This window comes from uncultured Sunxiuqinia sp. (genome assembly GCF_963974515.1).
Classification (GTDB): Bacteria; Bacteroidota; Bacteroidia; order Bacteroidales; family Prolixibacteraceae; genus Sunxiuqinia.
Window position 1 is genome coordinate 20986 of record NZ_CAXBDD010000034.1, and the last position, 15250, is coordinate 36235.

At 44.9% G+C, this 15250-nt stretch carries 15 protein-coding genes; all 15 read right to left on the bottom strand.

Going from position 1 to position 15250, the window contains the following annotated elements; translation table 11 throughout:
• Nucleotides 1–44: 44 nt before the first annotated feature.
• The 15 genes from AAC033_RS09735 to pheT all read right to left on the bottom strand — a co-directional run bounded on the left by AAC033_RS09735 (nt 45) and on the right by pheT (nt 15152).
• Entirely contained in the window at nt 45–323 is a 279-nt protein-coding gene (locus AAC033_RS09735; protein WP_339737512.1) for a hypothetical protein, read from the bottom strand.
• A gap of 6 nt (nt 324–329) precedes the next feature.
• On the bottom strand, nt 330–1337 hold the full coding sequence (locus AAC033_RS09740; protein ID WP_339737514.1) for a phosphotriesterase: 1008 nt from the start codon (nt 1335–1337) through the stop codon (nt 330–332).
• A 57-nt stretch (nt 1338–1394) separates the two neighbouring features.
• The gene (locus AAC033_RS09745) at nt 1395–1856 is read right to left on the bottom strand and encodes an MgtC/SapB family protein (RefSeq protein ID WP_339737516.1); all 462 of its coding nucleotides are present in this window, start codon (nt 1854–1856) and stop codon (nt 1395–1397) included.
• 70 nt (nt 1857–1926) lie between these two features.
• Nucleotides 1927–2178, bottom strand: a complete 252-nt coding sequence (locus AAC033_RS09750; protein ID WP_339737518.1) for a Rho termination factor N-terminal domain-containing protein — start codon at nt 2176–2178, stop codon at nt 1927–1929.
• Between the two features lie 68 nt (nt 2179–2246).
• Nucleotides 2247–2795 (bottom strand): type 1 glutamine amidotransferase domain-containing protein, encoded by a 549-nt coding sequence (locus AAC033_RS09755; protein ID WP_339737520.1) that lies wholly within the window; start codon nt 2793–2795, stop codon nt 2247–2249.
• A 12-nt stretch (nt 2796–2807) separates the two neighbouring features.
• Nucleotides 2808–2999, bottom strand: coding sequence for a CsbD family protein (locus tag AAC033_RS09760; protein WP_339737522.1), 192 nt, complete (start codon nt 2997–2999; stop codon nt 2808–2810).
• Nucleotides 3000–3032: 33 nt separating this feature from the next.
• Nucleotides 3033–3488, bottom strand: coding sequence for a PA2169 family four-helix-bundle protein (locus tag AAC033_RS09765; RefSeq protein ID WP_339737524.1), 456 nt, complete (start codon nt 3486–3488; stop codon nt 3033–3035).
• Between the two features lie 53 nt (nt 3489–3541).
• Nucleotides 3542–3859: a hypothetical protein gene (locus AAC033_RS09770; RefSeq protein WP_339737526.1), complete on the bottom strand. Its 318-nt coding sequence runs from the start codon at nt 3857–3859 to the stop codon at nt 3542–3544.
• A 20-nt stretch (nt 3860–3879) separates the two neighbouring features.
• The gene (locus AAC033_RS09775; protein ID WP_339737528.1) at nt 3880–4509 is read right to left on the bottom strand and encodes a nitroreductase family protein; all 630 of its coding nucleotides are present in this window, start codon (nt 4507–4509) and stop codon (nt 3880–3882) included.
• 276 nt (nt 4510–4785) lie between these two features.
• The gene (locus tag AAC033_RS09780) at nt 4786–6297 is read right to left on the bottom strand and encodes a RagB/SusD family nutrient uptake outer membrane protein (protein ID WP_339737530.1); all 1512 of its coding nucleotides are present in this window, start codon (nt 6295–6297) and stop codon (nt 4786–4788) included.
• Between the two features lie 48 nt (nt 6298–6345).
• On the bottom strand, nt 6346–9588 hold the full coding sequence (locus AAC033_RS09785; RefSeq protein ID WP_339737532.1) for a TonB-dependent receptor: 3243 nt from the start codon (nt 9586–9588) through the stop codon (nt 6346–6348).
• Between the two features lie 200 nt (nt 9589–9788).
• Entirely contained in the window at nt 9789–10907 is a 1119-nt protein-coding gene (locus tag AAC033_RS09790) for a FecR family protein (protein ID WP_339737534.1), read from the bottom strand.
• 76 nt (nt 10908–10983) lie between these two features.
• On the bottom strand, nt 10984–11562 hold the full coding sequence (locus AAC033_RS09795) for an RNA polymerase sigma-70 factor (protein WP_339737536.1): 579 nt from the start codon (nt 11560–11562) through the stop codon (nt 10984–10986).
• Between the two features lie 86 nt (nt 11563–11648).
• A complete protein-coding gene (locus tag AAC033_RS09800) occupies nt 11649–12584 on the bottom strand; it encodes a DMT family transporter (protein ID WP_339737537.1) in 936 nt (311 codons plus the stop codon).
• A 114-nt stretch (nt 12585–12698) separates the two neighbouring features.
• Nucleotides 12699–15152, bottom strand: coding sequence for a phenylalanine--tRNA ligase subunit beta (gene pheT / locus AAC033_RS09805; protein ID WP_339737539.1), 2454 nt, complete (start codon nt 15150–15152; stop codon nt 12699–12701).
• Between the last annotated feature and the right edge of the window lie 98 nt (nt 15153–15250).

Sequence of the window (15250 nt, forward strand, 5' to 3'; positions counted from 1 at the left end):
TTTGTTTAGCCTTCAAGGTTTAAACATTCCTTAATTCGGGTAGCCTACCTGCATCTTTTCGAGCTGGCGCCACCACCTCCCCAAAACATCATGGTGCCGATCAGAAATCCAAGATTGTATCCAAATCCAGTATTGGGGAAAGCATAGATTTCGTAGTCGGTAAACAGACTGGCGATAAAGCTGAACAGGATAATAAACCCGTGAAGCAATCCATGCAAAAACCCTGGAGGATTAGTAACATTTCCAACTGATTGCATGGCACAGGCCGTAAAAAAGATTCCGGCTGCTGTGACAAAGATGAGGAGATACAAGATTTTTTTCATAGGAATTTAGTTTGAAGGGGTAATTAATCTTTTGCTGACGGTGAAGGCTTTTGCCGGGTTTTTCACAAGAAGCAGGTCCACTTCAGCCGCTGTAAATCCGTTTGCTTTCAGGTTTGGAATCAGTGTCTCGAAGATGGGAGTGTAGGGTTGAATGGCCTTAGCAGGTTGACTGGGTTCGTACCAGCCAGCGTCGTGTGAAATCAGAATTTTGTCCAGGACTCCTTGTTCTTTCAGATAAACCAAAATCTCACCTTTTAGATAATCTTTATCCCATCCGTATTTGTCGAGCGAAATCCAGGCTCCCATGTGGGCGACCTTAACCAGGTTTTCCCAGTCTTTCTCATTGCTGGCATGGGTCCAGATAAAGGCTTCGGGTGAAACACCTTCTTCTTTTAAGATGTCCAGTTGCTGAAAAGCGGGGAGGGCAGGACCTGTATGCGACATGATGGTTAGCCCAGTGGCTTTGTGTGCGATGGCTGCCGCACGAGCTAACTTTGCGTGAAAATCAGACAGGGGTTTCCGATCGACTGCTGTTTTGATAAAACCGGGTCGAATGCCTGTTCCTTCAATGCCTTGTTTAAACTCAGCCGTGTAAAATTCAGCAATGGCTTCGGCGGTCATGTCCAGCACGTGCTTCGGGATAAATTTGTTATTTTGAGCTCCATAAAAACCAGTGTTGGTCAGAATGTTTAAGCCCGTAGCGTCGGCTATTTTTTTTAGCAGAACAACATCGCGGCCGACAAAATTCGGTGTGCATTCCACAAACGATTCGACCCCGTATTCTTTTAGTTTTTTCAGTTCGGGCAGTATCCGGTCAAAGGCTTCCTGCTGATTATAGTTTTCGGGATGGTAATTTTCGGCACCGGAAAAGTCAACCAAAATGTGTTCATGTTCGAGCGTTGTTCCTAATTTTTCGGGACTAATAGGACCATTAACAGTGATGATTTTTCCTTCAGGAGAGTTGGAACAAGCCAGAAGCAGCACCAAAAATGGAAGGACGATAAGTTTCTGCATAGATTTCATTTTCAACCAAAGATATATGATTTACATGGGTTTAATGATGTGGCGAACTTACTTTTTTTTGGTTTTGACTTTTTTCCAATGACTAAGGTAATTGATGAGTAAGCCAAGTAACGTGAGTCCTCCGGCAACAATGTAGGCTTTGAGAGCAACAGAAATTCCAATCCCGGTTGAATAAAGCAGACTTGATGCAGTTGTCAGGTTCTGAACCGTATTTTCATCTTTCGATTTGAGGATGGTGCCCGCGCCAATAAAGCTGATACCAACGATGATTGCTTGCAGGACACGAATGGGGTCTACACTGAGCAAATCACTCGTGATATTTGCTTGGATAAAATTGCTTAAGGAGGGGCTAATGGCTACAAAAAAGCAGGAAATGCTTCCAACAATCATATTGGTGCGCAAACCTGCCGGTTTTTTTAGTTGTTCCCTTTCAATACCGATGACTCCTGATAGTACAGTTGCAATCAGAATGTTAAGCAAAATTAGCAATTGACTTTGGTAGGTTTCCATTTTTGATTAAAGTACTAACTGGTCGATGAAATCACGACATAAAGGCGATCAGAGGTTGTTGTTCAGCACCCTAGTTATGTCGAAGTGCATGGATCAAATCTTGTTTTGACATCTTACTTCGCCCCTCAATTCCTACTTCTTGGGCCTTGCGGTAGAGTTCTTGCCTGGTCCATGCTTCGTATTTTTTACTACTTCCTCCTTTTTTTCCTGAGTCGGGCGTATTGGCAATTCGGGCCGCTTTTTCTTTGCTGTAGCCTTTGTCGCGCAGTGCTTCGTATTGATCCTCGTTTTCTATGCGTGATGAAAATGCTTTTCCGGGCATGGCGTCGTGTTTTTCGTTGGTTTAAAGATAACAGGTTGAAGCAGTTGAAATTGCTTCAACCTGTTATTTTACTTATGCTTTATGTTGGCTATGGTTTCAATCAGCTTGCTATTGAATGCTTCGATATCATCGGGTTTACGCGAAGTAATCAAGTTGTCGTCAATCACCACTTCCTGATCGACCCAATTGGCGCCCGCATTTTGCAGATCTTTTTTGATTGAGGAAAATGATGTCATGATCTTTCCTTTGACAACGTCGGCATCGATTAAGAGTTGCGGACCGTGACAAATGGCTGCCACGGGTTTGCCGCTGACTGCGAAATCATGCACAAATTGAATGGCTTTTGGATCACGCCGGAGTTTATCCGGATTAATCACTCCGCCGGGAAGCATCAATGCATCGTAATCAGCCACTTCAGCTTCCGCCAAAGCTTTGTCAACATTTGCCTTTCGGCTCCATTCACCGTGTTTCCAGGCGGTAATTTTTCCTGTATCCGGAGAAATGATGTGGACTTCGGCCCCACTTTTCTCTAAGGCTTGTTTTGGCTCAAATAATTCCGATTCCTCAAAACCATTGGTGGCCAGTATGGCCACTTTCTTTCCTGTTAGTTCTGTCATGGGTTTTTGTTTCTATAGTTGGTCAATGAAGTTTTTGACTTCTTCTTTTGTTTTTCCGGTTTTCTTCTGAATACGCCCGACGAGTTCATCTTCGAGACCTTCTTCGTAAGTTAAGTCATCCTCAGTAAGTTCACCGTACTGTCGCTTGAGTCTTCCTTTGATCGTATTCCAGTTTCCTTTGATTTTGTCTGTTGTTGCACTCATGATTCTCAAATTTTATGGTTGTACAAATCGGTTCTAAGATTCTTTTATTGCTTCTATTTTTAAACCTTCCAGCTGAAGGATTGCCGCTTTGATAAGGCTTTGTTGTTTTTCCAATGTTTCTTCGAGATAAATCGGCAATTTTTCACCTTTCATAACTTCGTGATAGGTGTCAACGGCATATTTTTCACCTTTCATGCTTTCTTCAATTACTTTTTCATTGGTGTCGGTGCTGATAGTTGCCTTTGCGGTTAACCAAGTTCGGTGGAAAAAGCCTTTGGCTGTTCCCATGTCGTCAAGTTCAATTCCTAGCCGGTAGGCCTCATTCTTCAACTCTTCGACAAATCCCTTTCGTTGCTGGGCTATTCTCAGGAATTGCGTTTTTAGATCGTCGTCGTTAATCGTTTCGGCCGCCGTTTCGTAACCAGTAATACCGTCTTCGCAGATTTCTACGATTGTTTCAAGGCTTTTTTTTAATATTTTTTGTTTCATCGTTTTATCTTTTAGCATTGTTTCTAAGAATGAGTTTGTTTGACTGATTAAACTTAGTCAAACTGCCTTTGAGCTATTTTATTCATAAACTTTGATGTGACCTCTGAACCGTCTACACCGTACGAGTCAACAACGGTTCCTTTTTCTTCGGAATTTGTTTTAACAGCATATACAATACTCATGTCGGACGGGTTTGTAGCTCCTTCAAATCGATGGAATTCATGTAGCTCGACTTCAGAAGGAAGGAAATGCACGGTTTTGCTTTCTTCCAATTGCCCGTATCGGTTAACTCTATAATTATGTGTATAGCCACGTTTTGCCAATTCTGCGAGGGCTTCGACAAGCGTGCTGTATTGATTATTCTTATTCATAATAGCAACGATTAAATGGTTTATTTCTCTGTTGAGGCATACGGCACGCCCCACTGATTACCGAAGAGAAAGTCGTCGACGTCTTTTCGGTCTGATTTCTTGTGTTCTTGTTTCTGAAGATCTTCCGGTAACTGCTCGGGGGCTGCTATGTTGCCCATGACAAACATAGTCAGTGGTTCAAACTCTTCCGGGACCCTAAGTTTTTCAGTGACTTTTTCAGGCGAAAAGCCGGCCATTTGGTGTACAAACAAATCTAAACTGGTGGCCCGCAAAGTTGATACGGCCATAAAAGCTCCGGAGTCATAGAACCGATGCCTATTTGGTTTATCTTTTTTGGTAAAATGTCTTTTCCCCAATACCACACCCAGACAGGGTGCAGTTTTTACCCATTTCTGATTGAACTCTCCCAGGCAATCGAACAGCTTTTCGTAGTGGGTATCATCTTTCGATGCGAAAATGACTCGCCAAGGCTGTTCGTTAAAACTAGACATGATGGTTCGGCCGGCATCAAATACTTTTACAATGGTTTCCGTTGGTATTTTTTCATCCGAAAAACTACGCGGACTCCACCTGCTTTCAAGTAGTTCAAGCAGGTTTTTTTCTTTCAGACTAAGCGGATTCGTTGTTGTATTTTCTGTTTCTCTCTTCATGCGATTTCTCCTTGTTGTTTGAATACGTTCAATCAGGTGAAAAAACCTTGCCAAATTCATTGGTTCAAATTTCAAAGACTTAAGATGCAGCTGCTATCTGCTTGTTTACTATCTTAGGTGTTTGGAGGGAAGGGTTTGCTGATTGTTCTTGAACAAACACTCAAGTGTGGAAATGTGGAACTAATTCCACGTTCTAGTTTTTTGAAGTGGAGCGGGCAAAAAAAAGCCGGCTCCAAAAAGGAACCAGCTTAAAAGAAATACGGTTTAGTGGTTGTTTTAGTAGCCCGGGTTTTGTGGCAACAAGTTTGGATTTCTGTCTAGTTCGTCCTGCGGGATAGCCAGTAGATAGTGTTTCGTTGGATCGAAGTTTTCGTGCGGTTCCAGCGAGTTGGGGCCTTTGAAAACCTCGTTGCCCAGCCCGCGGCGTTGAATGTCGTACCAACGCTTGAACTCAAAAGCAAGTTCCAGTCGGCGTTCGTCCAGCACAAGCTCCCGGAAGTCGTCTTTTGAAATATCTGATTGAACCTCGGCCGGGAAGTCGGTCATGGTACCATTCCAGTTTCTGGCCCGCTCCCGAACCCGGTTAACATAGCCGATGGCTTCCTCTGTTGGCCCGCTTACTTCGTTCAGTGCTTCCGCAGCTGTCAGTAAGACTTCGGCATAGCGATAAACAGCATAGTTGTGGTCAGAGTACCGTGCTTCACCGTTTGCATTTCCAGGATAGCGGAAATATTTGGCGATATGGGGCCTTTTTACTGTACCATATTGCGTATATGGCGCTGGTTGACCGCCAATCATTGTCGTATCCTCGAGGCTTACCTTTTTTCTGTAATCGCGCTGGTCCCAAGTGTCGTAAACAGGCATTGCCGGAACGGCAACACTCCATCCCTGGATATCGGCTCCCCGAATCCCTGTTAAGGCACCCGTGATGTCATCATTGGTTGATCCGGGACCTGTCTGAGAACCTAAGAAGTCCAGCGAAAAGATGTGTTCTTTGGTTGCATCCTGTTTGGTGGCATCAAAAAGGTTTTGAAAATTAGGTTCCAGTGCGTAGTCCAAACTGCTCTCATTGTCGATCACCCATTTTGCATGCTCGTAAGCTTTTGGATAGTCTCCCAAAGTAAGGTAAACGTCGGCCAGCATGGTGTGGGCTGACCCTATCGAGGGCCTTGAGCGAGAATTGTCGGCAGGAACCATGGCTAGATTTTCTGTTGCAAATTTCAGATCAGCAATGATGTTTTCATACACTTGTTCTTTCGGTGTTTTTGAAATATCTCTGACCGATGCCGGATCGCTAATCGCTTCGCCGATATAGGGTACATCGCCAAACATGCGAACCAGATTGAAATAGACAAATGCACGAACAAACCGGGCTTCTGCTGTTAACTGGGCCAAAACCGTTTGATCTGCGTCGGGCAGCGACTCGGCTCCAAGGATGGCGTAATTGGCCGCACTGATGATTTGATAAGATCGAGGCCAGATGGATGTGATCATTCCGTTGTTTGAATCCGAATTAAAATCATTGACTTGTTGTCGTCTTGCAGGTGTTCCCCGCTCACCAATATCTGCCATGTCGCCTTGCAGCAAGATGGTCAGTGTATATTTCCTTCCCCAATACTGTTCGGCTGCAATGTAGCCGTATGTTCCTAAAACGGCAGCTTCAACAGTGGCTTCATCTTTGAAAAAGCCTTGCGGAACAATGTCCGTCATCGGGGTCTCCTCTAAATTGTTGCAGCTAAGCACAAAAATGGCGAGGAGAAAGAGTGTAATTAATTTATATTTTTTCATTTCATTCAATTTTTTAGTTTCATGGTATTCGATGGAATTGACCAGTTTTTAAAAAGTGACTTGTAATCCGACAGTGTATGACTTGGCATTTGGATAACTTCCGTAGTCCAATCCCAGGTTTCGGTTTGAATTGGTGTCGCCGCCTGAGTTGTAGTTCACTTCCGGATCGTAGCCCCGGTAGCCGGTTAAGGTCAGGAGGTTTTGACCACTTACATAGATTCGTGCGCTGGCCAATCCAAGGCGACGCAAGTGGAATTTCGGAACCTGGTAGCCGAGCGAAATGTTTTTCATCCGGACATAGCTTCCATCTTCAACCCAACGGGTTGACGAGATCCTGGCGCGCCCCGAATTCGCTCTTGGCACATCTGTATTGGTATTGGTTGGCGTCCAGCGATCCAATGCCCTGGTGGTTGAATTGGCTACGCCTCCCATTAGTTCCAGTTCCATTAGCGTGAAACTATACACATCATTCCCTTGAGATCCTTGGATAAAAAAGTTTAAGTCAAAATTTTTGTATTTCAGGGCGTTGTTCATTCCCCAAATAAAGTCGGGATGAGGATTTCCGATTATGGAGCGATCTTCATTGCCCAGCGTGCCATTTTCACTTAGGTCTTTGTACTTTTCACCACCGGCGGCTTGCTCAAAACCAGCTCCGGGCAAGAAAGTGTCTCCTTCTTGGTAAACTCCCTCATAAGTATAGCCATAGAATACGCCAACGGGTTCTCCTTCACGTAAAACATGAGTGTCTCCAAAGCCTACCATATGGCCAGGATTGGCTGCGTAGAGAATATCATTGCCGTCGGGAAGTTCTAATACATTATTTCGGTTGAAAGAAATATTGAAATCGGTTTTCCAGTTCAGTTCTTTTTCAATATTGACTGTAGATAAGGTAAATTCAAATCCTTTGTTTTCAACGCTGCCAATATTATCGATCATGCTTGGGAAACCTGAGTATTCCGGAAGAGGAAGACTGAAAAGCAGGTCGGTGGTTTTCATCCGGTAATAATCGGCCACCAGGTAAATGCGTTGATCGAAAAGTCCGAGATCAAACCCGATATCTAACTGTCCGGTACTTTCCCATGTCAGGTTATCGTTGGCAACCGAGGTTGGACGAACTGCATTGACCGGCCTTCCATTGATGATGGTATAAACGGTTCCAAACCGCGCCAGCGACTGGTAGGGGCCAATGGCTTGGTTACCCGTAATGCCGTAGCTTCCGCGAAGTTTTAATTGGCTGAGATTTCTTAAACCATCCATAAAGCTTTCTTCAGCTATGTTCCACGCCAATGCTCCGGAAGGGAAAAAAGCCCATTTTTCATTTTCAGCGAAACGAGACGAACCATCATAACGGGCGTTCAAAGTCAGCAAGTATTTGTCTTTCAGTTTGTAGTTCAACCTTCCGTAGTAAGAAGACAATTCTGACTTGTTCCAACTCGATGAGTTGCTCGGGATTGAGCCACCTCCAAGATTCCACCATTGGAAGTCGTCGGTGACAAATTCAGTACTTCCTGTTCCCCAAAATTCTCCGGTATAATATTGGTAAGAATAACCGGCCATTAAGGTCAGGTCGTGAATGTTGTCGAACAGTTCATTATAGGTGAAATAATTCTCACTGATCAGGTCAGTGTTTTTATTGGCGTTAATACGCGCTGAACCGCCAACATTTCGTCCGGCATTCAGTTTGGTCGAAATGTACAAGCCATCGCGGTTATTGTATGTTTTAGCTCCTAATGTTGTTCTGAATTTGAGGTTGTCAACAATGCTCAGTTCTCCATAGAAATTGGCCTGCAGAATGTCGGCAACAGCATTGTTTTTGCGTTCGGTTGCAATAGCATAAGGGTTATCGCGCGGATCACCAACCGGAGAAAGTGTATAAACCCCCACGTCGTTTCGGATCGGAATGCTCGGGGCCATGGTAAATGCAGAGGCAATCACACCGGTGTTGTTGGTCCCACCACTGCCTTCCTGAGTGTGCGAGCCGTCGCGGTCGGTCCGCTGAGCAAAAAGGTTAGCTCCCAGTTTAATCCGGTCAGTGAGGTTGAAATCGATGTTGCTGGTTACCGAGTAGCGCTTGTACTTCGAGCCAATTATGATCCCTTTATGGTCGTATACAACTCCGGATACGTAATAGCGGACATCTTCATTACCTCCTGAAAAAGAGAGCTGATAGTTTTGTACAGCGCCATTTTGGAAGATCACATCCTGCCAGTCGGTATTTGCGGCTGGCGTGGAAGGAAGTGTACCTGGGTTGGCATCGTTCACGTAATCCACAAAATCCTGTGCTCCAAGTAAGTCAAGGCGGTTGATTTCTTTTTGCATCGAATAAGAGGTGTTGAATTCAATTTTCGTTTTACCACTTTGCCCTTTTTTAGTGGTCACCATTACCACGCCATTAGCACCTCTGGAACCATAAATGGCCGTGGCCGACGCATCTTTCAATACTTCGATGGATTCGATGTCCTCGGCAGGTGGTAAGCTTCCGCCCGGGAAACCATCAACAACATAAAGCGGGTCGGAAGATGAGTTAATGGACGTGCCTCCACGGATCCGTACTTTAAAGGAAGATCCGGGTTCACCGTTGTTTGCAGAAATTTGTACGCCTGCTGCCCGACCCTGAAGAGCTTGCGCCATATCAACCGATGGGTATGCTGCAATATCTTCAGCTTTCACAGTAGATACCGATCCGGTTAAATCACTTTTCTTTACCGATCCGTAACCAACGACAACTACTTCATCCAACCCGACCACATCTTCAGCGAGTTGGACACTGATCGTGTTGGATCCGCTCAGTTGTACTTCCTGTGTTTTATAACCAATGAATGAGAATACCAGCACGGCATCGGATGAACCGACTCGTAAGTTGTACTGTCCATCCAGATCGGTTACAGTACCGTTTGTGGTTCCCTTTTCAACCACACTAACCCCCGGAAGCAACTCGCCAGATTTAGAACTAACCACTCCGGTAATGGTTCCGGCTTGCTGAACCGGTGAGTCTGATGGCGTAATGACGATGAGCCGGTTGGCCATAATGGAATATGAATTTCCCGTGCCCGCCAGTATTTCGTCCAGAATCTCTTCTACGGTTTTGTTTTTATACTTGATGCTGTGGTACTTGTCGGCATCCAGTAAATCATCGTTGTAAAGAAACTTGAACTCAGTCTGACTTTCAATGGCTTCCAAAATCTGAACGGTGGTCACATTTTGCAAGTCAACCGACAGTTTCGTTGATTGCGAATAAACTGTCCCGAAAGACTGAACAGTTATGAATAGGAATAGTAAGATAAATTTCATAGCAATCAAAATTTTAAACAGACCCCGATTTTTCAGGATGGTCCATCTTTTACATTTTTTTTTCATAATTTTAGAACGTTATTAGTTTACACTTTTAATAATGACCGCGTTGAAGGCGGTTGAACTGAAATCGGGAAATGTTGGCGCATTTTCCGATTTTTTCTTTCAAAAAGGTTTTGTCATAGGCAAATCAATGTTTGTTACAAATTCTTTTTGGTTAGTATTTCTATTTGATTTTTATCAATTGTATAATCAAAAGGCAGGGAGAGGCTCAACGCCTCAATCGCTTGTTCGATGGTTTCATTTTCAAAAGTTCCGGTGTACCGCGATTTTTTTAATGATTCGTCTTTGATTTCAATTTTTACATCATACCAGCGCTCCATTTGCCTGACCAAGCTCATCAGCGGCTCACTTTTGAAAACAAGCACATGATCTTTCCACGAAGTATAGTCTTCCACTTTTACTTTTTCAAAAATGGTTAGTGAGGCTTTTGATTCCGTTGGAGTAGCAGTTGGTTCTTGCGCCTTCGCGGAGTCTTCGTGCAGGTTTCTTTCCGCTATTCGTGTGACTTGAAACCCAGTTGTGCCTTTGACAAAGGTTGCCTGTTGATTAGGTTTCAGAAGAATTGGTTCTCGGATGGTTTTGTTGTCCAGCTGGCCGTCAATTCGGATGGATCCGTTGACTAATGTTGCCTCAATCTGCTCATCATCATCGTATGATTTTACATTGAAGCTTGTTCCCAAAACCTGAATATTGATGGTCGAGGTTTTGACATTGAATTTACGATTTTTCAAGTGGGCAACTTCAAAGAAAGCTTCCCCTTCCAGAAAAACATCCACATCTTTTTGGTCCAACTTGGCGGGATATTTAAATGTTGTTCCCGAATTGAGCCAGATTTTGGTACCATCGGTTAAGGTAATGTTGGTTCGGGCGCCGTAGGGAACTTCCAGCGTATTGTATTCGTCTTTCTGAAACTGGTTCAACAAAAACCAACTTGCGCTAAAAGCAATAACCAAAATAGCCGCAATCTTGTATACCTCCCGCAAATTTCGGCTCCAAAGAAAACCTTTCGATCCGTTGGTTTGCTTTTCCAGTTTTTCAATCTCTGTCCAAAGTTTTGCCCACTCTTCCTGCTGCCTGTCTTCATTTCTCGGCCGAACAATCTTCGATGAGTCCCAAATATCTTTCAGCTCATAAAATAGTCTTTTATGCTGGGGCGATTCATACACCCAGGCAAATAATTCGTTCTGCTCCTTTGGAGAGAGTTCTTCCCGGAGCTGGCCGATCAACAGTCGTTTGTATTTGTCTTCTACTTCCATGTCCTATCATGCTATCCACAAACTAAGACAGGCGAACGCGAGTGACTACGTCAAATACTTTCAAAAAAGATGAATTTTATTTTTCTGACTTATTCTGATCGGCTTTTTTCGTGTACCGATGAACAAAGAACAGAAACAGGTAATCCTGAAGCGCGAGTTTGATTTGTTTTAGAGCACGATAGATGCGGGTTTCAACCGTTCTGACAGGAAGATCCAGTTGCTCGGCAATTTCCTTGGCCGACAAGTCTTCGAAGCGACTTAAGCGAAAGGGCTGCTGGTATTTTTCCGGTAAGGCGGCCACTGCCTTGCGTAGTTTTTCTTCCATTTCTTTTTCCAGAAGGCTTGAATACGCCGTTTGGTAATCGTTGATCTCTTCCGTTTTTTGTTTGAGACTTTCCTCAGTGTATTTTTTTCGAACCGTTTTTTTTGACAAGTGATTCAGGCAATTGTTTCTCACGCTGGTGAATAAGTAACTCTTCGCTGATTTCGGGTTTGATAGGCTGGCAAAATTTCGCCAGAGGTTTAGAAAAGCGTCCTGAACCAGGTCGTACGCCACTTCATCATCATGGACGAATTTCTGGGCATAGACGACCAGCACAAAATGGTAGTCTTTAAAATATTGCTCGAATAGTATTTTTTCGGCTAGCAGTTCCACTTAGAAAATGATTCGGTTAAGACAGGCAAAATATAAGGATAAAATAACAAATCCCTGGGCTGGGCGAAATAAAAAGTATCGGGTTATTACAATCGCCCTTCATTTGTTTTTTCCACTGTTGGCTTGCTTTTTTTGCGTCCGACGACCAAAACGGCTCCGGCTAAAATGATGATTGCCCCCAGAAAGGAGAGCAGGGAAAAACGTTCCGCTTCAATCCAGCTGACATTCATTTTGGTGACGATGCCCATCACCGCGAAGGTTATCATGGGGTTGAGAATAACGATAATACTGACTTTATTGGCCTGCGTGTAACGTAAAGCTTGGGCCAGGCAGCTATAGGCTACCAGCGTGTTCACGCCAAGGAATATAAGAATGGCCCACCAAATCCAGCTGAGTTCGAGCAGTGGGGCAAAATCAACAAAAGGTAGGTAAATGATGGCCGGAAACCCAAACAGGAATAGGTTTAAAGTTCCTGTGGCATGCGAAAGCACCAGGCGTTTTTGCATAACAGCATAGGTGGCCCAAGCCAGTGCGCCGCTAAAAGTGAGCAATACACCCATGTTGTATTGGCTTTCCTGGCCAATCATCAGTTTTATCTGCTGGCTGTAGAAGAACACAAATCCGACGGCGGCGATGAAAAATCCCAGTAACTGCATTTTTCTGATTTTCTCTTTGAAGAAGATGACGCTGGCTAGAACCAGGAGAATCGGGCCGGTTTGAATGACCAACTGGGCATTGCTTGGGCTGGTATAGTGAATGCCAAGCATAAAACCAAGGTAGTTCCACGATAAGCCAATGGCTGCCAAAACCAGCAAGCGTGGTGGGCGAATCAGAATGCGCAAACTTTTGGGGTGCTTGATCAGTTGCCAGCTGGCCAACAAGGCAAATGCCACGATAAAACGAAACCACACGATGGTTTGCGGAGCGACCTCCTGAACCGCTATTTTCAGGAAAATAGCTAGAAAGCCCCAAAAGAAAGCCGTAACAACGGCATATGCAATGCCTTTTTGGTTGTTGGTCATAGCTTGATGCTAGATTTTTGATGCTGGATTGCTGGGACTGCGACTGACCACTTTTTATGTCTCACGCGAATTTCCATTCACTTGCCCAAAGCGCAAGCTCCGGCTCTCCTCGCACTACCTCAGTTTCGCTTCCAGCTCCCGGTCAAACTGGAAGATCAGCTTTTGCATGATCTTATCGATTTGCTTGTCGTTCAGGGTTTTTTCGTCGTCACGCAGGCTAAAGCTTACTGCATACGATTTTTTGTCTTCGGGGATCCCCTGGCCTTCGTACACGTCGAATAAGTCGACCGATCGCAGTAGTTTCTTTTCAACTTTGAAAGCCAAATCGCGAATCTGCGCAAACTGCACATCTTTGTTCAGCAACAGTGCCAAATCGCGACGCACCGCCGGATATTTGGGCAGTTCACGAAACAAGGTCTTGTTGTTTCGCTGCTCCAAAATGATTTGATCCATCAATAAATCGGCGTAATAAACCGGATTGTCAATTTCAAACTGCTTCTTCAGTTTGGGGTGAACGATTCCGAATTCAGCTAATTTTTTACCGCTGCGGGTCGAATAAATCAGCCCTTCAGAAAGTAATTCGTTACTAACACTGTCGGTGGTCAAATTTTCTGCTTTCAGTCCCATTTTAGCAAGCAGATTTTCCACATGGCTTTTTAGTTGAAAGAAGCTGCTTGCCCCTTGAGGTGCCAGCCAGCTTTCTTTTTCCTTTTCACCCGTGATGAACAGAGCCAGATGTTCTTCCTCGCGGAAGTTTTTCATCACATCGGCCTTTAAATCGGTGCCGTTGTGAAAATAACAGTTGCCAAATTCATACAGTCGCAGGTCGGCATTTTGTCGGTTGGCGTTGTAGGCAATGGCTTCCAATCCTCCAAACAGCAAAGTCTGACGCATCACACCCAAATCATTACTCAGGGGGTTGAACAGTTTCACGGTGTGATCGTCGTTTAAGGTTTGGCCGTTTTCGTAATACGATGCCTTGGTGAGCGAGTTGGACCAAATTTCGTTGAATCCTTGGGCCGTAAGCATGTCGGCCATTAGGTTGCGGATTTTTACCGGGTCGTGCAAGGCAGAGTACTGCAACGACGCATTGACCTTGGTTGGAATCTCCACGTTGTTATATCCGTAGATTCGCAAGATTTCTTCAATCACGTCGGCTTCGCGCCTGACATCCACGCGGAAAGGCGGAACCGCAAGTGACAAACCTGTTTCGGTTTCCTGCTCAATTTTTATTTCCAGCCCTTCCAAAATCAGCTTAATTCGTTCGGCCCCCAAATCTTTTCCAATCAGTCGTTTGATGTTGGCATAGCTGACGTCCACTTTGAAATGTTCGATGGGTTCAGGATAAATATCCACAATCTCTGAGGAGATATTTGCTCCGGCAACTTCTTTAATCAACAATGCTGCCCGTTTAAGGGCATAAATCACCCCGTTGGGATCCGTACCCCGCTCAAACCGGAACGAAGCGTCGGTATTCAGGCCATGACGCCGCGCCGTTTTCCGGATGTAAACCGGATCGAAGCAGGCCGATTCAAGAAAAATGCTGGTGGTTGTATCTTTTACGCCCGATTGAATGCCGCCGAAAACACCACCGATACACATGCCAGCTTCGGTGTTACAAATCATCAGGTCATCTTCGTGTAGTTCACGCTCCACTTCGTCGAGGGTGGTGAATTTGGTTCCGGCAGGCAGGGTTTGCACCACTACTTTGTTGCCGGTAATTTCGTCGGCATCGAAGGCGTGCAGCGGCTGGCCGGTTTCAAACAACACGTAATTGGTAATATCCACCACATTGTTGATAGGGTGAAGTCCAATGGTTTTCAGCCGGTTTTGCAGCCACTCGGGCGACTCCTTAATTTCAATTCCGGTTAACGTTACACCGGCATATCGCGGGCAAGCTTCCGGATTTTTTACTTCAACCGGCATTTCCAGGCTGTGGTCATCGGCTTTAAAAGCATCAACTGATGGCTTCGTGTAGCTAATTTCCTGTTCTTGCTTGAGGTAAGCCGCCAAGTCGCGGGCTACACCAATGTGCGATGCGCCGTCAATCCGGTTGGGAGTTAAGTCCACCTCAATGGAATAATCCGATTCAACGTTGAAATATTGATTGGCCGGTGTTCCCACAAGCGCATCGGCTGGCAACACCATGATGCCGTCGTGGCTGGTTCCCAGGCCAATTTCATCTTCGGCGCAAATCATACCCTGCGATTCTTCGCCGCGGATTTTTGCGCGTTTAATGACAAATTCACCTTCGCCGCTGTAAAGCGTTGTTCCTACCGTGGCAACCACCACTTTTTGTCCGGCCGCTACATTAGGCGCACCACAAACAATGGGTAAAAGCTCGCCGGAGCCCACATTAACTGTTGTTTTGCTGAGGTGATCCGAATTGGGATGTTTTTCGCAGGTCACCACTTCGCCAATCACTAAGCCGCGAAGTCCGCCTTTGACGCTTTCAACTTCTTCAATGCCACCAATTTCAAGGCCGGTTTGAGTGAGTATGCCCTCCAACTGCTGTGGGGTCAAATCAGTGTTTATATAATCCTTTAACCACTTGTAGGAAATCTTCATAATTGTATTGCTTTAAGCTGAATTTGAGAATGTCAGTCTTTTAGAGACCTGCAAAAGTAAACATTTTTTTGGGCTGAGGCAAAGCTGCAAATCGGGAA

Coding starts and splice junctions, on each gene's coding strand:
- AAC033_RS09735 (WP_339737512.1), bottom strand. CDS start 323: ATGAAAAAAATCTTGTATCTCCTCATCTTTGTCACAGCAGCCGGAATC.
- AAC033_RS09740 (WP_339737514.1), bottom strand. CDS start 1,337: ATGCAGAAACTTATCGTCCTTCCATTTTTGGTGCTGCTTCTGGCTTGT.
- AAC033_RS09745 (WP_339737516.1), bottom strand. CDS start 1,856: ATGGAAACCTACCAAAGTCAATTGCTAATTTTGCTTAACATTCTGATT.
- AAC033_RS09750 (WP_339737518.1), bottom strand. CDS start 2,178: ATGCCCGGAAAAGCATTTTCATCACGCATAGAAAACGAGGATCAATAC.
- AAC033_RS09755 (WP_339737520.1), bottom strand. CDS start 2,795: ATGACAGAACTAACAGGAAAGAAAGTGGCCATACTGGCCACCAATGGT.
- AAC033_RS09760 (WP_339737522.1), bottom strand. CDS start 2,999: ATGAGTGCAACAACAGACAAAATCAAAGGAAACTGGAATACGATCAAA.
- AAC033_RS09765 (WP_339737524.1), bottom strand. CDS start 3,488: ATGAAACAAAAAATATTAAAAAAAAGCCTTGAAACAATCGTAGAAATC.
- AAC033_RS09770 (WP_339737526.1), bottom strand. CDS start 3,859: ATGAATAAGAATAATCAATACAGCACGCTTGTCGAAGCCCTCGCAGAA.
- AAC033_RS09775 (WP_339737528.1), bottom strand. CDS start 4,509: ATGAAGAGAGAAACAGAAAATACAACAACGAATCCGCTTAGTCTGAAA.
- AAC033_RS09780 (WP_339737530.1), bottom strand. CDS start 6,297: ATGAAAAAATATAAATTAATTACACTCTTTCTCCTCGCCATTTTTGTG.
- AAC033_RS09785 (WP_339737532.1), bottom strand. CDS start 9,588: ATGAAATTTATCTTACTATTCCTATTCATAACTGTTCAGTCTTTCGGG.
- AAC033_RS09790 (WP_339737534.1), bottom strand. CDS start 10,907: ATGGAAGTAGAAGACAAATACAAACGACTGTTGATCGGCCAGCTCCGG.
- AAC033_RS09800 (WP_339737537.1), bottom strand. CDS start 12,584: ATGACCAACAACCAAAAAGGCATTGCATATGCCGTTGTTACGGCTTTC.
- pheT (WP_339737539.1), bottom strand. CDS start 15,152: ATGAAGATTTCCTACAAGTGGTTAAAGGATTATATAAACACTGATTTG.